The following is a 22,694-nucleotide window of genomic DNA, read 5'->3' on the forward strand; positions in this document are numbered from 1 at the left end:
ACTGTCATCGCGATCTGTGATGACGCGAGCTAGGCTCGGAATGTGTACGACCCCTCCCACCTGCGCACCTTTCTGGCGGTCGCGCAGACGCTGAGCTTCACGCAGGCCGCGCGGCGGCTCGGGCTGCGCCAGTCGACGGTCAGCCAGCATGTGCGGCGGCTGGAGGACGCCACCGGGCGGACGCTGTTCTCCCGGGACACCCACTCCGTGGAGCTGACCGAGGACGGCGAGGCGATGCTCGGATTCGCCCGGCGGATCCTGGAGGTGCACGAGCAGGCGACGGCGTTCTTCACCGGCACCCGGCTGCGCGGGCGGCTGCGGTTCGGCGCGTCGGAGGACTTCGTGCTGACCCGGCTCCCGGAGATCCTTGAGGGCTTCCGGCACGACCACCCGGAGGTCGACCTGGAGCTGACGGTGGAGCTGTCGGGCACGCTGCACGAGCAGCTGGCGGCCGGGAAGCTGGACCTGGTGCTGGCCAAGCGGCGGCCGGAGGACCCGCGCGGGGAGCTGGTCTGGCACGACCGGCTGGTCTGGATCGGCGCCGACCGGCTCCGTCTCGATCCGGAGCGTCCGGTGCCGCTGATCGTCTATCCCCCGCCGGGCATCACCCGGGCACTGGCGCTGGAGGCGCTGGAGCGGCAGGGGCGGGCCTGGCGGATCGTGTGCACCAGCGGCAGTCTCAACGGTCTGATCGCGGCGGCCCGTGCCGGGCTCGGGGTGATGGCGCACTCCCGGGGGCTCGTGCCGCCGGGCCTGGTCCGCGTCCCGGACCGGTTCGGCCTGCCGGAGCTGGGCCGCGTCGACTTCGTCCTCGTGCAGGGGCACCGCCGTACGCCGGCGCAGGAGGCGGCCGACGCGCTGGCGGCGGCGATCCTCGCGGGCGGGGACCGGCTGCACCGGGGCTGAGCCCGGGCCGGGACCGGCTGCACCGGGGCCGAGCCCGACCTGGGAGGGACCGGCCGCACAGCGAGCAGCGACCGAGCAGAATCCGGAGTGACGAAATCCGTCGTCGCCGCGCTGACAGAGGTGACGGTGCGCGCACCGTCGGCCCGGTAAGCGGGTCGTACAGATTCCGTGGAGATTACGGTACCGAAACTTACTCCACTGTCAGGAATCTGTCCGCCCCTTCCCCTTGTGCGCCCATTTTTCCCCTGCTGACCAGCGTCAACGTGAACGCTGCTCGCCTTTCGCACCCCTCCCGCCCCGACTCTGCGTGGGGTAGCTTTCACCGCCTGTGCGGGGCGTCAGGCGTCACCGGGAGCCGTCACGGAGATCGGGGGAGCGGGTTTGCGCGAGTTCACCAGCCCTCCGTTGCTCCTGGCACCCCCCGTGGGCGGTCTGGCCGACGCCGTCTACCGCAACGCCGAGGAGGACCCGCACCGCGTCGCGCTGGGCCGCAAGGACGAGGCCGGGCGGTGGCGGGACGTGACCGCCGCGGAGTTCCGCGACGAGGTGCTGGCCCTCGCGAAGGGGCTGCTGGCGCGGGGCGTCCGGTTCGGCGACCGCGTCGCGATCATGTCCCGGACGCGCTACGAGTGGACCCTGTTCGACTTCGCGCTGTGGTCGATCGGGGCGCAGGTGGTGCCGGTGTACCCGACCTCGTCGGCCGAGCAGTGCCTGTGGATGCTGCACGACGCGAAGGTGACCGCCGCGGTCGTGGAGCACGAGGACCACGCGATGACGATGGCCACCGTCATCGACCGGCTGCCCCGGCTCAAGCAGCTCTGGCAGCTGGACGCGGGCGCGGCGCGGGAGCTGTACGACGCGGGCGCGCACCTGGACGACGAGGTGGTGCACCGGCACCGCAACGCGGTCACCCCGGAGACGGTCGCGACGGTCATCTACACCTCGGGCACCACCGGCCGCCCCAAGGGCTGTGTGCTCTCGCACGGCAACTTCATGTACGAGGCCGACACGGTCATCGAGCGCTGGGAGCCGGTGTTCCACTCCCGCAAGGGCGACGAGGCGGCCACCCTGCTCTTCCTGCCGCTCGCGCACGTGTTCGGCCGGATGGTGCAGGTCGCGGCGATCCGCGGCCGGGTCCGCTTCGGCCACCAGCCGCAGCTGAACGCCGCCGCCCTGCTGCCCGACCTGGCCGCCTTCAGACCGACCTTCTTCCTCGCGGTGCCGTACATCTTCGAGAAGGTCTTCCACGCCGCCCGCCGCAAGGCGGAGCGCGAGGGCCGCGTGGGGGCGTTCGAGAAGGCCGTCGACGTCGCCGTCCGGTACGCGGAGGCGATGGAGGAGAAGGCCTGGGGCATCGGGCCGGGGCCGTCGGCGGGGCTGCGGATGCAGCACCAGCTCTTCGACAAGCTCGTCTACGCCAAGCTGCGCGACGCCATGGGCGGCAGGGTGCGGCACGCGATGTCCGGCGGCTCGGCGATGGACCGGCGGCTCGGCCTGTTCTTCGCGGGCGCCGGCGTGCGCGTCTACGAGGGCTACGGGCTCACCGAGTCCACGGCCGCCGCCACCGCCAACCCGCCCGAGCGCACCCGCTACGGCACGGTCGGGCAGCCCATCCCGGGCGTCACCGTGCACATCGCCGACGACGGCGAGATCTGGCTGCGCGGCGCCAACGTCTTCCAGGGCTACCTCAACAACGGCAAGGCCACCGACGACACCCTGCACGACGGCTGGCTGGCCACCGGCGACCTCGGCGTCCTCGACGAGGACGGCTATCTCACCATCACCGGCCGCAAGAAGGAGATCCTGGTCACATCCGGCGGCAAGAGCGTTTCACCGGGGCCGCTGGAGGAACGCGTCCGGGACCATCCGCTGGTCGCGCAGTGCATCGTCGTCGGCAACGACCGCCCGTTCGTCGCCGCGCTGATCACCCTCGACCAGGAGGCCGTGGAGCACTGGCTGAAGATGCGCAACAAACCCTCGCTGACCGCCGCCGCACTCGTGCGCGACCCGGACCTGGAGACGGAGATCCGGCGGGCGGTGGTCGCCGCGAACACCCTGGTGTCGCAGGCCGAGTCGATCCGTACGTTCCGCATCCTCGCCCAGCCGTTCACGGAGGAGCACGGACTGCTCACGCCGTCGCTGAAGCTGAAGCGCAAGGCCATCGAGAAGGCGTACGCGAACGAGGTGGAGGCGCTGTACCGGACGTGAGACATTCCGGACGCATGTACGGATTCTCCCGTCAGGAATGCGACGCGGCCCGTGATCGTTGACGATGTGAGTACCACCTGACGACAACCGAAGGATCAAGAGCTCGTGAGCAGCAAGGTCCCCCCGATCATCCTCAACAACGGCGTCGAGATGCCCCAGCTGGGCTTCGGCGTCTGGCAGGTGCCGGACGACGAGGCGGAGCAGGCGGTCTCCACCGCGCTGGAGGCCGGGTACCGCAGCATCGACACAGCGGCGATCTACGGCAACGAAGAGGGCACCGGCAAGGCGATCACCTCCTCCGGCATCCCCCGCGAGGAGCTCTTCGTCACCACCAAGCTCTGGAACAGCGACCAGGGGTACGACTCCACGCTGCGCGCCTTCGACCTCTCGCTGTCCAAGCTCGGCCTGGACTACGTGGACCTGTACCTGATCCACTGGCCGCTGCCGGCCCGGGACACCTACGTCGACACCTACCGGGCGATGGAGAAGCTCCACGCGGACGGCCGGATCAAGGCCATCGGTGTCTCCAACTTCCTGCCGGAGCACCTGGAGCGGCTGATCGGCGAGACCTCGGTCGTCCCGGCGGTCAACCAGATCGAGCTGCACCCCCACCTCCAGCAGCGCGCGGCCCGCGAGTACCACGCGGAGAAGGGCATCGCCACCGAGGCCTGGTCGCCGCTCGGCCAGGGCAAGGGCCTGCTCGAGGTGCCGGCGATCGTCGCCATCGCGCGCAAGCACGGCCGCAGCCCGGCGCAGGTCGTGCTGCGCTGGCACCTCCAGCTGGGCAACGTGGTCATCCCCAAGTCGGTGACCCCGTCGCGCATCAAGGAGAACATCGACGTCTTCGACTTCAGCCTCGACGACGAGGACCTGGCGGCGATCAGCGCCCTGAACGAGGACCGGCGCATCGGCCCGGACCCCGCCGTCTTCGACATGGCCTGACCGGCAGTGGCCTGACCGGCACGGCACAGCCGTCGCGACCGCGCCCCGGGACCGCCCAGGTCCCGGGGCGCGGTCGTCGCGTCAGGGGGCCGCCGCGGACCGTCACAGGGACTTGGTCGCCGTGTGCACGGTGTGCGCCGCCAGTACGAAGACGTCCGGGCGGTGGTGGACGCTCGCCCTGTCGTCGGGGTCGAGCAGTCGGTCGAGGGTGGCGCGGTCGGTCGCGTCGAGGCGGTCGCCGAAGCCGTCCCGCATCCGGGAGAGGGAGGCGGCGACATAGGCGCGGGCCCGGTCGGTGGTCGGCGCGGGCAGGTCCAGCAGGAAGCTGCGGGTGTGCGGATGGCCGAGGCCCGCGGCGGCGAGCAGCGCCGGCCAGTCCTCCGTCTCGGCGACGCTGCCGGGCAGCTCCGCCCGCATCTCGGCGAACCACTCCTCCTCCAGCGCGTCCAGCCGGGCCTGGAGGCCGGGGCGGCCGAAGCCGAGGTCGCGCGGCAGGAACCGGGCGGGCAGTCCGCCCTCCAGGATGGCGAGGGTGCCGCCGGGGGCGAGCCGGTCGGCGAAGGCGGCGAGCGCGGCGCGCTGGTCGCCGAGGTGGTGCAGGCTGCGGCTGGCCCACAGCAGGTCGGCGGGGTAGTCGAGGTCGCCGAGGACACCGGGCAGGTCCCCGGCGAGGGTGCCGAACCGGTCGGCGACCCCGAGCCGCTCGGCGCGGGCGCGGGCCCGTTCCAGCAGGGGTTCGGCACCGTCGACGGCGACCACGCGGGCGCCGGGGAAGGTCTCGGCGAGCAGACAGGAGACGACGCCGGGTCCGCTGCCCGCGTCCACCACCAGCCCGGGGTCGGTCTGCTGTTTGGCCAGCCAGGCCAGGGCCCGCTCGTACAGCGGGGTGAACAGCTCGGCCTGCGCCTCCAGCAGCGGGGCCATCCCGGCCCAGTCGAGGTCGCCGTGGCCGTGGTGGTGTGCGTGGTGCTCGTGACGGTGCTCGTGGTCGTGCGCGGCGTGGTGGTCGTGCGGCATGGTGCTCAGCCTCTCCTCCGGGGTGTCGACAGGGTGCGCCGACGCACCGCGAAGGAGCCAGTCGTGTTGCCGGAACGGCAACACGACCGGCCGGATCTCGCGGGTCACCGCGGTCGCCGGACGCCGCGGTGGTCCGCACCCGTCAGGACAGCGGCGGGTAGGCGTTCTGCATCAGCTGCTGGAACTGCGCGGAGAACCAGTGCCCGGAGAGCGGGGCGTTCGGCAGGGCGCCGGACATGTTGTTGTTGTTCCGCGGGTTGCCGGTGTAGGTCGGGTCGCACATCCGGTCGAAGCCCTTGCCCTCGTCGTTCGGGATCTCCTTGCTGGCTCCGTCGGACTCCCCCGGCGGCTTCATCCACACATAGGCGTCGATCCCCGGCTCGGGGTTCGCCCGCGGCCGCTCGCCGAGTCCCGCCCCGTCCTGGTTGCACCAGTTGCCGAGGTGGATGCGGCGGTCGTAGCGTCCGCCGTCGACGTAGGCGTTGACGTCGGTCGTCGGGCCGGGCCCGGCGGGCCGCTTGGTACCGCCCCAGCCGTTGCGGGAGGTGTCGATGAGCATGCCGATCTTCGAGTCGAAGCCGATCGAGACCAGCTTGTCGCGCATCGCCTGTGCGTAGGACAGCTCGTCGGTGTAGCGGTTCCAGTCGACCCACTTGGACTGGCGCACGGACGTCCCGTTCACGGTGTCCGTGATCTTGAAGTGGTCCTCCTTCAGGGCGCTGTAGTTGGCGGTGTTGACGATGAAGCCGTGCACGTCGGCGACGGTCGCGCCCTCGGTGGTGGCGGCGGACTTGAACATCTCGGCGGAGGCGCCGAAGTTGTCGTCCCAGCCGAGCCAGCCGTGGTGGCCGGCGTCGACGTAGTTGTAGACGTTGGGGATGTCGCCGAGCTTGTTCAGGGCGTAGCCGACGCCCTTCTGGTAGTTGCCGTTGGCCTTCATCACGTCGCAGTTCGGCGTGGCGGTGGGCCGCGGGGTGACGTTGGTGACGAGGTTCGGCAGCGAGTCGATCTCGACCGTGGTGACGATCCTGAGGTCCTTGTACTTCGGGTCGGCGAGGATCGCGGCGATCGGGTCGATGTACTGCGTCTTGTACTTGTCGATCTCGGTCGGGCCCAGCTCGCCGTTGGAGGCGAGGGCGGCGCAGTCGCGGCCGGGCAGGTTGTAGATGACCAGCTGGACGACGAGTTGGTCGGAGCCCTTCTGCTTCAGCGCCTCGTCGAGGTGGGCGCGCAGGCCCATGCCGCCGTTGACGCCGTTGATCGCGGCGATGCGGTCGAGCCAGACGCCGGTGGGCTGGTTGGCGATGCGGCTGCCGCCCGGCTCGGCGGCGGCCTTCCTCGACCACTCGGGGTTCACGTACACCTTGGCTCCGGCGTACGGATTGTCGGCCTTGCCCGACGGGTTCGGCGGCGGGTCGGTGGGGCCGCCGGGTCCGCCGCTGCCGTCGTCGACGTTGCAGGTGACGCCGTCGAGGGTGAAGGTGGCGGGGATCGCGTTGGTGCCGCTGTACGTGCCCTGGAAGCCGAAGTTCACCGAGCCGCCGGTGGCGAGCTGCCCGTTGTAGCTCTCGTTGGCGGCGGTGACGGCGGTCCCGCTCTGGGTGACCTTGGCGTTCCAGGCGCTGGTGACCTTCTGGTTTCCGGCGTACGACCACTTCACCGACCAGGCGGACTTGGCGGCGCCGTGGTTGGTGACGGTGACGGAGGCGGTGAAGCCGGTGCTCCACTGGTTCTGCACCTTGTAGTCGACGGTGCAGGGGATGGCGGCGGCGCCGGTGTCGTCGGGGATCGCCGCCATGGCGGTCCCGGTCGCACCGCCCACGAGCGTGAGTGCGGCCAGCAGTGCGGTTCTCGTTCGGGTACGGCTCATCAGTGCGGGTTCCTCTTCTGCGACTTCTGTGACGGGTGCTCGCGCCTCGAACAGGGCGCGGGTGGGGACGCCTCGACAAGGGCGCGGGTGAGGGCGCGTTGACCGAGGAGCGTCAGCGCGAGCGCGGAAGAAGCCGGCGCGGCGGGGGACCCACGGGGGTGGGCAGGGCGGCGCCGACGAGTAAAAGACCTGAACGCGGGGGGTGTCGCATGAACGACTCCTTGCAGCTCGGGCGGGTCCGGACGGACCCGTCGACCGACGGAATCGCTCCCACTGGTGATGGCGAAGGTAGCGCCAAGTGACGGTAAAGAACAGGGGAGTTGCTTGACTTTCCCTCCGGCATGTTCATCGAATCTTTTCGACTCTTCGAACATCTTGACCGGAACTGGCCCCGTCCTCACTATGGGAGCGCTCCCACTGGTTCAAGCCTTGACAGTTCCGAGCCGCAACTGCGCATTCGCCGCAAGGAGGAACCAGCACATGCCCCCCAGAACCAGACGCCGCGTCGCGCGGCGGTTATGGACCGCCGTGGTGGCGGCCCTCGCGGTGCCCTTGTCGATGCTGGCCACGGGCCAGAGCCCCGCGCACGCGGCGGCGCTCCAGTGCAGCGTCGACTACAAGAAGACCAACGACTGGGGTTCCGGCTTCACCGCGGACCTGACGCTGACGAACCGCGGTACCGATCCGATCGACGGCTGGACGCTGACGTACTCCTACAGCGGCAACCAGAAGCTGACGAACGGCTGGAACGGCACCTGGTCGCAGTCCGGCCAGACGGTCACCGTGAAGAACGCCTCGTACAACGGCCGGATCGCGGCCGGCGCGGCGGTCTCGACGGGCGCCCAGTTCACCTACAGCGGCACCAACACCGCCCCCACCTCCTTCGCGGTGAACGGCACCACGTGTGCCGGTGCCCATCAGCCGCCGATCACCGTGCTGACCAGCCCCGCCCCGGGCGCGGTCTACTCGCAGGGTGACCCGGTGCCGCTCGCGGCCACCGCGGCGGCGGCCGACGACGCGACCATCACCAAGGTCGAGTTCTACGACGACACCACGCTGCTGGGCACGGACACCACCGCGCCCTACACCTTCTCCGCCTCCGGTTTGACCGTGGGCAGTCATTCCCTGGTGGCGAAGGCGTACGACAGCCTGGGCGCCTCGGCGTCGTCCACGCCGGTCGGCATCAGGGTCGCCTCGGGCCCCGCCGTGGTGGCCTCGCCGACCCAACTGCCCGTCCAGCAGGGCAAGACGGGCAGCTACGAGCTGCGGCTGTCGACCCAGCCGTCCTCCAACGTCACCGTCACCACCACCCGGGCCTCCGGCAACACGGGCCTGACGGTGACCGGCGGCGCCTCGCTGACCTTCACCCCGTCGAACTGGAACACCCCGCAGAAGGTGACGATCACCGCCGACTCCTCCGGGACCGGCGCGGCCGTCTTCGAGTCGACGGCGCCCGGCCACGGCAAGGCGTCGGTGACCGTCACCCAGATCGGGGCGACCAAGGAGTACGACGCCCGCTTCCTGGAGCTGTACGGGAAGATCACCAACCCGGCGAACGGCTACTTCTCCCCCGAGGGGATCCCCTACCACTCGGTGGAGACGCTGATCGTCGAGGCGCCGGACCACGGCCACGAGACCACGTCGGAGGCGTACAGCTATCTGCTGTGGCTCCAGGCCATGTACGGCAAGGTGACGGGCGACTGGACCAAGTTCAACGGCGCCTGGGAGATCATGGAGAAGTACATGATCCCCACCAAGGCCGACCAGCCGACGAACTCCTTCTACAACGCGTCCAAGCCGGCCACGTACGCGCCCGAGTACGACACCCCGAACGAGTACCCGTCCAAGCTCGACACGGGTGTCTCCGTCGGCCCGGACCCGATCGCCGCCGAGCTGAAGTCCGCGTACGGCACGGACGACATCTACGGCATGCACTGGATCCAGGACGTCGACAACGTCTACGGCTACGGCAACTCGCCCGGCAAGTGCGAGGCGGGTCCGACCGACACCGGGCCGTCGTACATCAACACCTTCCAGCGCGGCCCCCAGGAGTCGGTCTGGGAGACGGTCCCGCAGCCCACCTGCGACGCCTTCAAGTACGGCGGCAAGAACGGCTATCTGGACCTGTTCACCGGTGACTCCTCCTACGCCAAGCAGTGGAAGTTCACCAACGCCCCCGACGCCGACGCGCGCGCGGTGCAGGTCGCGTACTGGGCGGACATCTGGGCCGAGCAGCAGGGCAAGGGCTCGCAGGTCGCGGCCACCGTCGCCAAGGCGGCGAAGATGGGCGACTACCTGCGGTACGCGATGTACGACAAGTACTTCAAGAAGGTGGGCAACTGCGTGGGCCCGGCCGCCTGTCCGGCGGGCAGCGGCAAGGACTCCTCGCACTACCTGCTGTCCTGGTACTACGCCTGGGGCGGCGCCGTCGACACGTCGGCGGGCTGGGCCTGGCGCATCGGCTCCTCCCACGCGCACGGCGGCTACCAGAACCCGCTCGCCGCGCACGCCCTGGCCAACTACCCGGACCTGAAGCCGAAGTCGGCGACGGGCCAGGCGGACTGGGCGAAGTCCCTCGACCGGCAGCTGGAGTTCTACCGCTGGCTCCAGTCGGCCGAGGGCGCCATCGCGGGCGGCGCCACCAACAGCTGGGCGGGCCGCTACGCCACCCCGCCGGCCGGCACGCCGACCTTCTACGGCATGTACTACGACGAGAAGCCCGTCTACCACGACCCGCCGTCCAACCAGTGGTTCGGCTTCCAGGCGTGGTCGATGGAGCGAGTCGCCGAGTACTACCAGCAGACGGGTGACGCGGACGCCAAGGTCGTCCTCGACAAGTGGGTGGACTGGGCGCTGTCCAAGACCACGGTCAACCCGGACGGCTCCTTCCGGATCCCGTCCACCCTCCAGTGGTCGGGGAAGCCCGACACCTGGAACCCGTCGAGCCCCGGCGCCAACACCGGGCTGCACGTCACCGTCGCCGACTACACCAACGACGTCGGTGTGGCGGCCTCGTACGCCAAGACCCTGACGTACTACGCCGACCGCTCCGGTGACACGGAGGCGGCGCGGGTGGCGAAGGCCCTGCTGGACGGCATGTGGAAGAACAACCAGGACGCGCTCGGCATCGCCGTCCCGGAGACCCGCACCGATTACAGCCGCTTCAACGAGAAGGTCTACATCCCGAGCGGCTGGACCGGCACCATGCCGAACGGCGACACGATCAACTCCTCCTCGACCTTCACCTCGATCCGTTCCTTCTACAAGAACGACCCGGCCTGGTCGAAGATCGAGGCCTACCTGGCGGGCGGTGCCGCGCCCACCTTCACGTATCACCGGTTCTGGGCCCAGGTGGACATCGCCACCGCCATGGGTTCGTACGCGGAGCTCCTCGAATAAGTCCCCGCTGAACGCTCCGCGTGCACGGGCCCCGTCACCCGACGGCGGGGCCCCGTCCGGCCGGGCGGTCCCCACCCGCACGGGGGGCCGCCCGGCCGTCGTACGTCCCCCTCGCAGCACCCGCAGCCCTCCCCCGGCTTTCGCAGCAGGAAGGACCTCCCCACCGTGCGAAGAACCCGCATCCTCACGGCCGTGCCGGCGCTCGCGGCCGGTCTGCTCACGGGCGCTCTGCTCGCGGGCGCACCGCCCGCGCCGGCGGCCGAGCCCGTCGAACGAGAGGTGTCGATCGCCGCCGACACCTACACCTGGAAGAACGCCCGGATCGACGGCGGCGGCTTCGTCCCCGGCATCGTCTTCAACCGCAAGGAGAAGAACCTCGCCTACGCCCGTACCGACATCGGCGGCGCCTACCGCTGGCAGCAGTCGACGAAGACCTGGACGCCCCTGCTCGACCACGTCGGCTGGGACGACTGGGGCCACACCGGCGTGGTGAGCCTGGCCTCCGACCCCGTCGACCCGGACAAGGTGTACGCGGCCGTCGGCACGTACACCAACGACTGGGACCCGGGCAAGGGAGCCGTGCTGCGCTCCGCGAACCGGGGCGCGAGCTGGCAGAAGACGGACCTGCCGTTCAAGCTGGGCGGCAACATGCCGGGCCGCGGCATGGGCGAACGCCTCGCCGTCGACCCGAACAGGAACAGCGTGCTGTACCTGGGCGCGCCCAGCGGCAAGGGCCTGTGGCGGTCGACGGACTCCGGGGTGACCTGGTCGCAGGTGGCGAACTTCCCCAACCCCGGCAACTACGCGCAGGACCCGAGCGACACCTCCGGCTACGCCAGTGACAACCAGGGCATCGTCTGGGTCACATTCGACGAGTCCACGGGAACGTCCGGCAGCGCCACCAAGACGATCTACGTCGGTGTCGCCGACAAGGAGAACGCCGTCTACCGCTCGACCGACGCGGGCGCGACCTGGCAGCGGCTGGCCGGGCAGCCGACGGGCCACCTCGCCCACAAGGGCGTCCTGGACACGGCCAAGGGTCATCTGTACCTCGCCTACAGCGACAAGGGCGGTCCGTACGACGGCGGCAAGGGCCGGCTGTGGCGGTACGCGACCGCGACCGGCACGTGGACGGACATCAGCCCGGTGGCGGAGGCCGACACGTACTACGGCTTCAGCGGTCTGACGGTCGACCGGCAGAAGCCGGGCACGGTGATGGCCACGGCCTACAGCTCCTGGTGGCCCGACACCCAGATCTTCCGCTCCACCGACAGCGGCGCCACCTGGACGAAGGCGTGGGACTACACCTCGTATCCCAACCGCGAGAACCGGTACACGATGGACGTCTCGTCCTCCCCGTGGCTGACCTGGGGCGCCAATCCGTCACCGCCCGAGCAGACCCCGAAACTGGGCTGGATGACGGAGGCGCTGGAGATCGACCCGTTCGACTCGAACCGGATGATGTACGGCACCGGCGCCACGGTCTACGGCACCGAGAACCTCACCAACTGGGACACGGGAGCCAAGTTCACCATCAAGCCGATGGTGCAGGGGCTGGAGGAGACCGCGGTCCTCGACCTCGCCTCTCCCCCGTCCGGCGCGCCGCTGCTCAGCGCGCTCGGTGACATCGGCGGCTTCCGGCACACGGATCTGACGAAGGTCCCGCCGATGATGTACACCTCCCCCAACTTCACCTCCACCACCAGCCTGGACTTCGCCGAGTCGAACCCGGGCACGGTGGTGCGGGTCGGCAACCTCGACTCCGGCCCGCACATCGCCTTCTCCACGGACAACGGCGCCAACTGGTTCGCCGGGACCGACCCGTCCGGGGTGAGCGGCGGCGGTACGGTCGCGGCGGCGGCCGACGGCAGCCGGTTCGTGTGGAGCCCGCAGGGCACGGGCGTCCACCACACCACCGGGTTCGGCTCGTCCTGGAAGGCCTCCACGGGCATCCCGGAGGGCGCGATCGTCGAGTCGGACCGGGTGGACCCGAAGACCTTCTACGGCTTCAAGTCCGGGAAGTTCTACGTCAGCACGGACGGCGGCGCGACCTTCACGGCGTCTCCGGCGGCCAATCTGCCGAGCGGGGACAGCGTGCGCTTCAAGGCGCTGCCCGGCGGCAAGGGCGACATCTGGCTGGCGGGCGGCGCGAGTGACGGGGCGTACGGTCTGTGGCACTCCACGGACGGCGGCGCGACCTTCACCAGGCTGTCGAACGTGGAGGAGGCCGACACCATCGGCTTCGGCAAGGCGGCGCCCGGCGCCTCGTACCAGACGCTCTACACCAGCGCCAAGATCGGCGGCGTGCGCGGCATCTTCCGCTCCACCGACAAGGGCGCGACCTGGACCCGCGTCAACGACGACGCCCACCAGTGGGGCTGGACCGGCGCGGCGATCACCGGCGACCCGCGGGTGTACGGACGGGTGTACGTGGCGACCAACGGGCGCGGCGTGATCTACGGCGACACCTCCGACACGGGAGGGGGCGGCGGTGGCGGTGGCGGCACGGAGCCGACACCCACACCGACGCCGACGCCGACGCCGACGCCGACGGGTGCCTGCGCGGTGACGTACAAGGTCACCAACCAGTGGTCGGGCGGCTTCCAGGCGGAGGTGCGGCTCGCCAACACCGGGAGCAGCGCCTGGAACGGCTGGTCGCTGAGCTGGACCTTCCCCGACGGGCAGACGGTGTCCCAGATGTGGAACGCCGAACATTCCTCGTCGGGCGGGACGGTGACGGCGAGGAACGTCGGCTGGAACGCGAGCGTGGCCGCGGGTTCGTCGGTGGGCTTCGGCTTCACCGGCAACTCGTCGGGCGCGAACGGGAAACCGACCGCGTTCAAGCTGGGTGACCAGACCTGCGCGGTGAACTGAGCGGGAAGCGAGAAGGGGCGGTCCGGAAGAACGTTGAATGTTCACGCTTCCATCACGGTTGCGTCACCGGACCGCCCCGAGCGCCCCTCCGGGGCGTCCCACCCCTTACGGTCATCTGGCACCAACTGACCTATGGGGTACACATGTCGCACAACGAGCCACCGGCCGACCAGCCCACGTTCATCGCACCACCGGCTGGGCAGCCGGCCGGCAAGCCGGGATGGGCGCGCAAGCGGATCGCCGTCCCGGCCGCGCTCCTGATCTTCTTCGTCGGCGTCGGCATCGGCTCCTCCGGCGACAACGGCCAGGAGAAGACGAGCGCCGACGCCAAGGCCGAGCCGCGGCCCACCGTCACCGTCACGGAGACGGTCGGGGCCGAGCCGGCCAAGGCCGACGACGCGAAGCCCGCCACCGACGACGAGCGGGCCGCCGCCGACGAGAAGGCGACCGTCCCCGACTTCGTGGGCATGGGCCTGCAGTCCGCGCAGGACAAGGCCCAGGAACTCGGCTTCTTCCACCTCACCTCGCACGACGCGCTCGGCCGGGACCGCATGCAGGCCTTCGACCGCAACTGGAAGGTGTGCGGCCAGAACGTGAAGGCCGGCACGTCGGCGTCGACCGACACCGAACTCGACTTCGGTACCGTCAAGTTGGCGGAGGACTGCCCGGCGAAGGACGAGAAGCCCCCGGCCGCACGGGACGGGAAGATGCCCGACTTCACCGGCAAGTCGGTGAAGGCGGCCCGCGGCGCACTCGACTCGGGCACCTCGCTCACCGTCGAGGACGCCTCGCCGGAGGGACGCTGGGTGCTGGTCGAGTCGAACTGGCAGGTCTGCACCCAGCAACCGGCCGCCGGTGAGACCCTGAACGGCCGGCCCGTCACCTTCACCGCGGTGAAGTTCGGCGAGACCTGCCCGTAGCCCCGGCGCCGCGCCCCGCCGCCGCGTCCCCCGGCTTTCTGAACGCGCGCAGGGTGAACCACGGATCGGGGCGCGGCCGGTCCTGGTCGGGCAGGGCGGCCAGGCGTTCGGCGAAGACGTCGGCGCGGGGGTCGCCGGGCGGCAGGGTGACGAACCAGCCGCGGCGCAGGTCGGCGATGGTGCGGCGGGGGCTGCGGCCCTGGCCGCGGCCACGGAAGCGGGCGCGGCCGGCCGGGACCAGGCCGTGGGCGGCGGCGTACGCCTCGACGGCCGCCGACTCGTCGACGGCACGGATGCGGGGGCGGGCCGCGAGGACGGCGTCGATGTCGCTGCCCACGTTGTGGGCGGCGGCCTTGTCGACGGTGGTGACGTAGACGCCGCCGGGGCGCAGCACGCGCGCGCACTCGGCGACCACGCCGCGCACGCCCTCCGGGCCCGGCAGCAGATGCAGCAGCCATACGCTGGTCACCGCGTCGAACGTGCCGTCGGGGAACGGGAGTAGGCGGGCGTCGGCGCGCACCACGGCGCCCGGGAGGCGGGCGGCGGCGCGGCGGACCATCTCGGTGGTGAGGTCGACGCCGGTCACCCGTAACCCGCTGCGGGCGGCGGCCAGCCGACGGGTGACGATGCCGGTGCCGCAGGCGAGGTCGAGCAGGCTGCGCGCGGTGTCGGGGACCAGGCCGAGGACGCCCTCGGCGGCGGCTCGCGCCCGGGGCTCGCCGCCTCGGGAGGCGTCGTAGTGTTCGGCCTCCTTGTCGTAGTCGAGCACCGCCGGCTCAGTCCGCGCCGTGGGCCGGGGCGAGGGCGGACACGCGGCGGGCCAGGTCGACGTCCAGCTCGGTGATCTTGCCGCCGACACTGTGCGTGTTCACCGAGAGGGTCACGCTCCGGTAGCCGAGGGTGAGGTCGGAGTGGTGGTCCAGCTCGTCCTGCACCCGGGCGATGTGCATGACCAGCGCGGCGGCGGCGATGTGCGAGCCGAGCCGGTAGGTGCGGGTGAGCCGGTCCTCGTCGAGGGACCAGCCCGGCAGTTCGGCCAGCCGGTCCTCGATCTCCTGGGGCGACAGCGGTTCGACGGCCATGACCTCGCTCCTTCCGGGGGTCCCCGTCCAGCCTGCCACAGGGACGGGGTTCCGGTCCTGGTCAGAGGGGCCGCCGGGGGGCGGCTGCGGCGGCATTCGGCCGCCGGGTACGGGCCATCGGCATATGCGCCACCGGTCGCCCACGGCCCCTTTCGGCGCCTGTCAGCCCAGGGCTCCCTTCGGCGCCCGTCAGCCCGCCGCGCACTCCGCCGCCAGGTCGTCCGCCAGCGCCGCGATCCGCTCCCGCCCCTCCACCTGCCGTACCCACTCCTGCGGCAGCCCCACGTCGCCGAGGCGGGTGCCGAGGAGGTTGCCGCAGATGGAGCCGGTGGAGTCGCTGTCGCCGGAGTGGTTGACGGCGAGCAGCAGGGCGTGGGCGGGCCGGTGCGGTTCGGCGAGGGCGGCGTAGACGCCGATGGCGAGGGCTTCCTCGGCGATCCAGCCGGCGCCCAGCTTCTCCAGCCGCTCGGCGCTGGGTGCGCCCTCGGCGGCCGCGTCGAGGGCCTTTCGCAGGGCCGCGGTGGTCTCCTCGTGGCCGGGGTGGCCGGCGAGCATCCGCAGGGTGCGCAGGACGGCGCCCTCCAGGGAGTCCCCGGTGATCAGGTACGCGGTGATCGCGGCGAACGCGCCGGCCGCGAGATACCCGGTGGGGTGGCCGTGGGTGAGGCGGGCGCAGCGCGCGGCGAGGTCGAAGGCGTGGTCGGCGGGGGCGCCGGTGAGTCCGAAGGGCGCGGAGCGCATCACGCCGCCGCAGCCCTTGGAGTTGGGGTTGACCGGGCCGAAGCCGCCGAGCGGGGCGCCCGCGTCCGGGACGTAGGGCTGGTGGAGGCCGGACAGGCAGGCGTTGCCGGGGGCGCGGCGGGCGTAGAGCCAGGGTTCGGCGAGCAGGGGGCGGTCGAAGCCGGCGTGCGCGGCGTAGGGGCCCTCGGGGCCGGGCCGCTCCTGGGTGGCCAGCCAGCGCTGGTAGGCCTCGTACATCAGCTGGTGGGCGGCGCCGCCGATGCCCTTCTCCCGCTCGCGGCGGTGGGCGGTGAGGATGCCCTCGACGGTGAACAGGGTCATCTGGGTGTCGTCGCTGATCCGGCCGGCGACACCGCCGGCGTCGGGCACCAGGGAGGTCACGCCGCGCGGGCCGTGGGCGGCGCGGATCGCGTCGAGGGAGCTGAACTCGACCGGGTAGCCGAGGGCGTCGCCGAGCGCCCCGCCGAGCAGACAGCCGCGCACTCTCGACCGGTACACCGCCTGTGCCTGCTGGTTCCCCTGCTGCGACAGCTCGTTCACGCGGCGCCTCCTCGACTACGGTCGTACACATGAGCATTCTCGCGTCCGGGCCGTCCTCGCCGGTCACCGCCCCCGCCGGACAGGGCGTCGGCCCGTTGCTGCGGGCCTGGCGGGAGCGGCGGCGGATCAGCCAGCTGGAGCTGGCGCTGCGCGCCGACTCGTCCGCCCGCCACATCAGCTTCGTCGAGACGGGCCGCTCCCGGCCGAGCGAGGAGATGGTGCTGCGGCTGGCCGAGCATCTGGAGGTGCCGGTGCGGGAGCGCAACGCGCTGCTGCTGGCCGCCGGTTACGCCCCGCACTACCCGGAGACCCCGCTGGACGACCCGTCGATGGGCGCGCTGCGGGCGGGCATGGAGCGGCTGATCCGCGGCTACGAGCCGTATCCGGCGCTGGTGGTGGACGCGATGTACGACGTGGTCGCCGCGAACCGGGGCATCGCCATGCTGCTGGACGAGGTGCCCGAGGAGCTGCTGGCGCCGCCGCTGAACGCGATGCGGCTGACGCTGCACCCGAGGGGGCTGGCGCCGCGGATCCGCAATCTGCGCGAGTGGCGGGGGCATCTGCTGGCCCAGATGGAGCGGCAGATCGCGCTGCACCGCTCGGCGCCGCTGCGCGCGCTGTACGAGGAGGTGGCGGCGTATCCGGTGCCGAAGACCGCGCCGCACGCCGAACCGGATGAGCCGGTCCCGTACTTCGCGCTGCCGATGCAGATCGAGTACGAGGGCCGGATCCTGTCGTTCATCTCGTCGATCTCCACGTTCAACACGCCGATGGACGTGACCGTCGCCGAGCTGGCCATCGAGACGTTCCTCCCGGCCGACCCGGCGACGGTCAAGCACCTTCAGGAGCTGGTGTCCTGACGCGCTTTCAGCGCCATGTGCTGGAGGGCGGCGAACCCGGCGACGGTGAGCGCCTGGAGCACCGTCCACACCGCGCCGGCGGTGCTCGGGGTCAGCCACAGCGCGAGGGCCAGGAGACTGAGCACCGCCCAGGCGAGGTTGCCCTCCACGACCAGGCGCACGGGCAGGATCGCTGGGTGCGGCCGGGAGGCGAGCAGGCCGACCCCGGCGGCGTACACGGCGAGGAACGCGCCGAGGATCAGCAGCAGGTGCGCGTCGACGTCGAACAGGTCGCCGAGCGGGCCCGAGACGGCGAGGTAGGCGGCGGCGTTGGCGCCGGTGACGACCGCGTCGAGGGCCAGGAAGCGGCGGAGCATGGTGCGCGGGTCGGAGGTGCGGGCGAGCGCGGCGAGCTGGGTGGCGGACATGGCGGATCATCCTCCGGCGAGGTCGTCGGTGCGGGACCCGGGTCCCGGGGCGGAGTGCGCCGCCCCGGAACCCGGTACGCCAACGATCGCGCCGGTGCGGGGGCCGGGTCGATTACCCCGGAGGTAAGGGCGGGCGGTGGGAGGCCGGGGCCGCCCGTCTCGGATGCCGGGCACCGCACGTCGAACCCGTGAGAGTGCGCGGGGAACATGACAGACTGCTCGCGGACTTCCGGCGCGTAGGGGAGGCGTGGCGTGAGTGAGCGGCGGCCGGCGCCCACCGTGGGCCAGGTGGTGCTGGGCAAACGGTTGCAGGAACTGCGGGAGGCGGCCGGGCTGAGCCGCGAGGACGCCGCGCGGGTGCTGCGGGTCGCCCCGGCGACGGTACGCCGGATGGAGATGGCCGAGGTCGCGCTGAAGATCCCGTACGTGCAGCTGCTGCTCGACGCGTACGGGGTGCCGGAGGACGACGCCGCCGCGTTCGTCACGCTGGCCGAGGAGGCGAACCAGCCGGGCTGGTGGCAGCGGTTCCACGATGTGCTGCCGGACTGGTTCAGCCTGTTCGTGTCCCTGGAGGGCGCGGCCCGGCTGATCCGATCCTACGAGCCGCACTTCGTGCCCGGTCTGCTCCAGACCGAGGAGTACGCGCGGGCCGTGCTGGAGGCCGGGACGATCGGGCAGACGGACCGGCCGTCGCTGGAGCGGCATGTGTCGCTGCGGATGGCCCGGCAGGAGCTGCTGCGCCGCCCGAACCCGCCGCACCTGTGGGTGATCATGGACGAGACGGTGCTGCGGCGCCCGGTGTCCACCCGCCCCGAGGTGATGCGCGGGCAGTTGGACCGGCTGCTGGAGGCCGTCGAGAGCGACCGGATCACCCTCCAGGTCGCGGAGTTCGCCGCCGGCCCGCATCCGGGGACGTACGCACCGTTCGCGCTGTTCCGGTTCGCCGAGCCGGAGCTGCCGGACATGGTGTTCACCGAGTATCTGACGGGCGCGCTGTATCTGGACTCCCGTGCGGAGGTCTCGGCGCACCTGGAGGTGCTGGACCACATGACCGCGCACGCCGCGTCGGCGCGGCGTACGAAGAAGATCCTTCAGGAGTGCCGTGGGGATTACTGAGCAGGACGAGCAGAGCGCCCGTATCGACACCGGCCGGCCGCATCCGGCGCGGGTGTACGACTGGTGGCTGGGCGGCAAGGACAACTACCCGGTGGACGAGGAGCTGGCCCGCCGGATCCTCGCCGTGGACGGCACGGTGGTGCGCGGGGCGCGTGCGAACCGCCGGTTCATGCACCGCGCGGTGCGCACGGTCGCCGAGGCGGGGATCCGCCAGTTCCTGGACATCGGCACCGGCATCCCCACCGAGCCGAATCTGCACCAGGTGGCGCAGGAGACCGCGCCGGAGAGCCGGGTGGTGTACGCGGACAACGACCCGATCGTGCTGCGGCACGCGGAGGCGCTGCTGTACGGGTCTCCGGAGGGCCGTACCGCGTATGTGCACGCCGACGTGCGGGACGCGGACGCGCTGCTGGAGCGGGCCGCCGAGACTCTGGACCTCACCCGGCCGGTGGCGCTGTCGCTGGTGGCGCTCACCCACTACCTGGACGCCGACCCGGACGGTGACGACGTGTACGGGCTGCTCGCGCGGTACGTCGACGCGCTGGCCCCGGGCAGTTACCTGATCCTGTCCCAGGTCACCCCGGACCTGAACCCGGAGGCGATCGCGCAGGCCGCGGAGAACTTCCGCCGCACGGGTACGCCGTTCTTCCCCCGCTCGCTGGCCGAGTTCGCGCGCTTCTTCGACGGTCTGGAGCTGCTGGGGCCGGGCCTGATCCCGGTGCACGGCTGGCGTCCGGAGGCGGAGGACGTGGCGGCGCAGGCGGAGGGCATCGTGCCGGTGTACGCGGGGGTGGCACGCAAGCCCTGACGTCACCGGTACGGCCCCCGCGGGCGGGCGCGCTGCCCTGCCCGCCCCTAGGTTCGAAGGGACCTGGTGAGCAAGGGAGCGCAGGTGACGGAGACACGGACGACATCCCGCCGTCGGCAGACCCGCGACGACGCGCGGGAGGTGTGATGCCCTCGGACGCGGTGCTGTACCAGGCGGCGGCGCTCTGCCTGACCTATCCCGACCACGACTTCCGTGCCCGGCTGCCGCTGCTGCGTGAAGCGGCGCCGCAGCTGCGGGAGTTCACCGACCATGCGGTCCTCACCCCGGCGGACGAGCTGGCCGCGCACTATGTGCGGGTCTTCGACTCCGGGAGCCGGCACAGCCTGCATCTGAGCCGGTGGCGGGACGGGGACACCGGGCGGCGCGGGAGGTCGCCGGTGCGTTTCGGGGACGTCTACCGCGCGCATGGGTTGGAGTTTAGTGGTGAGGAGCTGCCGGACTTCCTGCCGGCGGTGCTGGAGTTCACGGCCCGCACCGGGGACATCGCTCTGCTGACGGAGCACCGCGAGGCGCTGGAACAACTCCGTTCGGGGCTCACCGAGTTCGGCACCCCGTACGCGTGCGTCCTCGACGCGGTGTGCGCCACGCTGCCGGGGGTGTCCACCGGGGAGGGTTGACCCGGGCGAGGCAAACGACGACCCCCACCCCTTGCCACTCTCAACCTATAGCGCACCGGGGGGCTTGCCGCAAGGCCCCCTGCGTCCCGCAGAATCGCTGGCCTCAGCCGGAACCTGCGGGAATGGGAGTTTCACGAAGTGCGCACCTTCTTGTCGACGTCCAACAGCGCGTTCGACCTTCCCGATCGTCTGGCCGCGAAGGCCGACCCGGCGCTGATCGCCCGCGACGAGCGGCATTTCGCGGCCATCGCGGCGGCCCTGGAGCAGGCGATCGCCGAACTGTCCGACCGTCTCGACGAGGTCCGCCGGTCGCCCGGCGGGCTGGGCCGGCAGGCCCTGGACCGGGACGTGGAGATCCACCGGCTGACGGGCCGCCTGCGGGCCCTGCGCCGGTTCGGGCTGGACCTGTGCCTCGGGCACATCGTCCGTGCCGACGACCCCGAGCCCCTCTACATCGGACGGCTCGGCCTCACCGACCCCGCCGGGCGGCGGCTGCTGGTCGACTGGCGCTCCCCCGCCGCCGAGCCGTTCTTCGCGGCGACCCACGCCGACCCGATGGGCTTGGTCAGCCGCCGCAGATACCGCTGGACCGACGGCCGGGTCAGCGACTACTGGGACGAGGTGTTCGCCGCCGACGGGTTCGAAGGGCACGCCGCGCTCGACGACCAGTCCGCGTTCATCGCGAGTCTCGGCGGCAGCCGCTCGGCCCGGATGCGGGACGTGCTCGCCACCATCCAGGCCGACCAGGACGCCGTCATCCGGGCCGGGTCCCGTGGCGCTCTGGTCGTCGACGGCGGCCCCGGCACCGGCAAGACCGTCGTCGCGCTGCACCGCTCCGCCTATCTGCTGTACTCCGACCCCCGCCTCGGGCACCGCCGGGGAGGCGTGCTGTTCGTCGGCCCGCACCAGCCCTATCTGGCGTACGTCGCCGACGTCCTGCCCAGCCTCGGCGAGGAGGGCGTGCGGACCTGCACCGTGCGGGACCTCGTCCCCGAGGGCGCCACGGCCGGGGTCGAGAGCGATCCGGAGGTGGCCCGGCTGAAGTCGTCCGCGGACATGGTGCGGGCGATCGAGAAGGCCGTCCGGTTCTACGAGGAGCCGCCCGGCGAGGCGATGACGGTCACCACCGACTGGGGCGACGTGGAGGTGACCGCGGACGACTGGGCCGACGCGTTCGACGCGCCCGCGCCCGGCACCCCGCACAACGAGGCGCGCGAGCAGATCTGGGACGAGCTGGCCGCGATCCTGCTGGACAGGCTCGGCGCCGACGTGGAGCCCGGCGTGTTCCGCGCGGCGCTGCGGCGCGACCGGGAGCTGGTCGCCGCCCTGCACGGGGCGTGGCCGCTGATCGAGGCGGCCGACCTGGTCGGGGACCTGTGGTCGGTGCCCGCCTATCTGCGGCTGTGCGCGCCCTGGCTCGGCCGCGAGGAGGTGCGCAGGCTGCAACGCGCCGAGCCCCGGGCCTGGACGGTGTCCGACCTGCCGCTGCTGGACGCGGCGCGGCAGCGGCTCGGCGACCCGGAGGCGGCCCGGCACAAGCGCCGGCAGGAGGCCGCCCTCGCCGCCCAGCGCGAGCGGATGACGCAGGTCGTCGACAACCTGATCGAGGCCGCGTCCGCCTCCGGTGCCGACGGTGACGACGGCGAGGGTCTGGTGACCATGCTGCGGGGCGAGGACGCCCGGGTCAGCCTGGTCGACGAGTCGGAACTGCCCACCGCCGCGGCCGACCCGCTCGCCGGGCCGTTCGCGCACGTCGTCGTGGACGAGGCGCAGGAACTGACCGACGCGGAGTGGCAGATGCTGCTGGCGCGCTGCCCGTCCCGGAGCTTCACCGTCGTCGGGGACCGCGCCCAGGCCCGGCACGGGTTCACCGAGTCGTGGCGTCAGCGGCTCGAACGGGTCGGGTTCGACCGGATCGAGACGGCCTCGCTGAGCATCAACTACCGCACGCCCCGCGAGGTCATGGCGGAGGCCGAGCAGGTGATCCGGGCCGCGCTCCCGGACGCGAACGTGCCGGTGTCGGTGCGCGGCAGCGGTGTCCCGGTCGTCCACGGGTCCGTCGCGGACCTGGAGTCGGTGGTCGGCGCGTGGCTGGCGGAGCACGCGGAGGGGACCGCCTGTGTCATCGGCGACCCCACGTTCCGGAAGCGGCCCCGGGTGCGGTCGCTGACGCCGGAGCTGGCGAAGGGGCTGGAGTTCGACCTGGTGGTCCTGGTCGAGCCGGAGGACTTCGGCACGGGTGTCGCCGGAGCGGTCGACCGCTATGTCGCGATGACGCGGGCGACCCGGCAGCTGGTCGTGCTCACGCGCCCGTGAGCGCGCCACGCGCCCCGCGTCCCGCCGCGCCTCGGCCGGCGGCGGGGCGC

General features: G+C 71.8%; 17 protein-coding genes. 11 read left to right on the forward strand and 6 right to left on the reverse strand.

Annotated features, from left to right (window positions below):
- The first annotated feature begins 42 nt into the window (after positions 1-42).
- From ACIG0D_RS06560 to ACIG0D_RS06570, 3 genes are all read left to right on the forward strand, one after another.
- Positions 43-906, forward strand: coding sequence for a LysR substrate-binding domain-containing protein (locus ACIG0D_RS06560; protein ID WP_399796689.1), 864 nt, complete (start codon positions 43-45; stop codon positions 904-906).
- 381 nt (positions 907-1,287) lie between these two features.
- Positions 1,288-3,114 carry an AMP-dependent synthetase/ligase gene (locus ACIG0D_RS06565; protein WP_399796690.1) on the forward strand — a complete coding sequence of 609 codons (1,827 nt, stop codon included), beginning with the start codon at positions 1,288-1,290 and terminating at the stop codon, positions 3,112-3,114.
- 105 nt (positions 3,115-3,219) lie between these two features.
- Positions 3,220-4,056, forward strand: coding sequence for an aldo/keto reductase (locus ACIG0D_RS06570; RefSeq protein WP_399796692.1), 837 nt, complete (start codon positions 3,220-3,222; stop codon positions 4,054-4,056).
- 102 nt (positions 4,057-4,158) lie between these two features.
- Here the strand turns inward: ACIG0D_RS06570 and ACIG0D_RS06575 are convergent, their stop codons facing one another.
- Together ACIG0D_RS06575 and ACIG0D_RS06580 are read right to left on the reverse strand one after the other, a co-directional pair.
- On the reverse strand, positions 4,159-5,073 hold the full coding sequence (locus ACIG0D_RS06575; protein WP_399796693.1) for a class I SAM-dependent methyltransferase: 915 nt from the start codon (positions 5,071-5,073) through the stop codon (positions 4,159-4,161).
- A 142-nt stretch (positions 5,074-5,215) separates the two neighbouring features.
- Positions 5,216-6,943, reverse strand: coding sequence for a glycoside hydrolase family 6 protein (locus ACIG0D_RS06580; protein ID WP_399796694.1), 1,728 nt, complete (start codon positions 6,941-6,943; stop codon positions 5,216-5,218).
- Between the two features lie 480 nt (positions 6,944-7,423).
- On the opposite strand from ACIG0D_RS06580, the gene ACIG0D_RS06585 reads away from it, so the two are divergent.
- The 3 genes from ACIG0D_RS06585 to ACIG0D_RS06595 all read left to right on the forward strand — a co-directional run bounded on the left by ACIG0D_RS06585 (position 7,424) and on the right by ACIG0D_RS06595 (position 14,136).
- Positions 7,424-10,342: a glycoside hydrolase family 48 protein gene (locus tag ACIG0D_RS06585; protein ID WP_399796696.1), complete on the forward strand. Its 2,919-nt coding sequence runs from the start codon at positions 7,424-7,426 to the stop codon at positions 10,340-10,342.
- A 165-nt stretch (positions 10,343-10,507) separates the two neighbouring features.
- The gene (locus ACIG0D_RS06590; RefSeq protein WP_399796698.1) at positions 10,508-13,216 is read left to right on the forward strand and encodes a cellulose binding domain-containing protein; all 2,709 of its coding nucleotides are present in this window, start codon (positions 10,508-10,510) and stop codon (positions 13,214-13,216) included.
- Between the two features lie 143 nt (positions 13,217-13,359).
- On the forward strand, positions 13,360-14,136 hold the full coding sequence (locus ACIG0D_RS06595; protein ID WP_399796699.1) for a PASTA domain-containing protein: 777 nt from the start codon (positions 13,360-13,362) through the stop codon (positions 14,134-14,136).
- Here the strand turns inward: ACIG0D_RS06595 and ACIG0D_RS06600 are convergent.
- The 3 genes from ACIG0D_RS06600 to ACIG0D_RS06610 all read right to left on the reverse strand — a co-directional run bounded on the left by ACIG0D_RS06600 (position 14,102) and on the right by ACIG0D_RS06610 (position 16,499).
- A complete protein-coding gene (locus ACIG0D_RS06600; protein ID WP_399796701.1) occupies positions 14,102-14,905 on the reverse strand; it encodes a class I SAM-dependent methyltransferase in 804 nt (267 codons plus the stop codon). The genes ACIG0D_RS06595 and ACIG0D_RS06600 overlap by 35 nt on opposite strands.
- Before the next feature lie 7 nt (positions 14,906-14,912).
- Entirely contained in the window at positions 14,913-15,218 is a 306-nt protein-coding gene (locus ACIG0D_RS06605) for a 4a-hydroxytetrahydrobiopterin dehydratase (protein WP_399796702.1), read from the reverse strand.
- Between the two features lie 189 nt (positions 15,219-15,407).
- Positions 15,408-16,499 (reverse strand): ADP-ribosylglycohydrolase family protein, encoded by a 1,092-nt coding sequence (locus ACIG0D_RS06610; protein WP_399796704.1) that lies wholly within the window; start codon positions 16,497-16,499, stop codon positions 15,408-15,410.
- 29 nt (positions 16,500-16,528) lie between these two features.
- Between ACIG0D_RS06610 and ACIG0D_RS06615 the strand changes: the two genes are divergently transcribed.
- A complete protein-coding gene (locus ACIG0D_RS06615) occupies positions 16,529-17,359 on the forward strand; it encodes a helix-turn-helix domain-containing protein (protein ID WP_399796706.1) in 831 nt (276 codons plus the stop codon).
- On the opposite strand, the gene ACIG0D_RS06620 is transcribed toward ACIG0D_RS06615, so the two are convergent.
- Positions 17,341-17,766, reverse strand: coding sequence for a hypothetical protein (locus ACIG0D_RS06620; protein WP_399796708.1), 426 nt, complete (start codon positions 17,764-17,766; stop codon positions 17,341-17,343). The genes ACIG0D_RS06615 and ACIG0D_RS06620 overlap by 19 nt on opposite strands.
- 252 nt (positions 17,767-18,018) lie before the next feature.
- Here ACIG0D_RS06620 and ACIG0D_RS06625 point away from each other — a divergent pair, with 252 nt between their 5' ends.
- The 4 genes from ACIG0D_RS06625 to helR all read left to right on the forward strand — a co-directional run bounded on the left by ACIG0D_RS06625 (position 18,019) and on the right by helR (position 22,644).
- A complete protein-coding gene (locus tag ACIG0D_RS06625) occupies positions 18,019-18,882 on the forward strand; it encodes a helix-turn-helix domain-containing protein (RefSeq protein WP_399796710.1) in 864 nt (287 codons plus the stop codon).
- Positions 18,875-19,690 (forward strand): SAM-dependent methyltransferase, encoded by an 816-nt coding sequence (locus ACIG0D_RS06630; RefSeq protein ID WP_399797077.1) that lies wholly within the window; start codon positions 18,875-18,877, stop codon positions 19,688-19,690. Before ACIG0D_RS06625 ends, ACIG0D_RS06630 begins: the two co-directional genes overlap by 8 nt.
- A 146-nt stretch (positions 19,691-19,836) precedes the next feature.
- Positions 19,837-20,328, forward strand: a complete 492-nt coding sequence (gene narJ / locus ACIG0D_RS06635) for a nitrate reductase molybdenum cofactor assembly chaperone (protein WP_399796711.1) — start codon at positions 19,837-19,839, stop codon at positions 20,326-20,328.
- Positions 20,329-20,466: 138 nt separating this feature from the next.
- Entirely contained in the window at positions 20,467-22,644 is a 2,178-nt protein-coding gene (gene helR, locus ACIG0D_RS06640) for an RNA polymerase recycling motor ATPase HelR (RefSeq protein WP_399796713.1), read from the forward strand.
- Positions 22,645-22,694: the final 50 nt, after the last annotated feature.

Origin of the sequence: Streptomyces sp. NPDC052773 (genome assembly GCF_044547145.1) — a bacterium.
Lineage (GTDB): Bacteria > Actinomycetota > Actinomycetes > Streptomycetales > Streptomycetaceae > Streptomyces.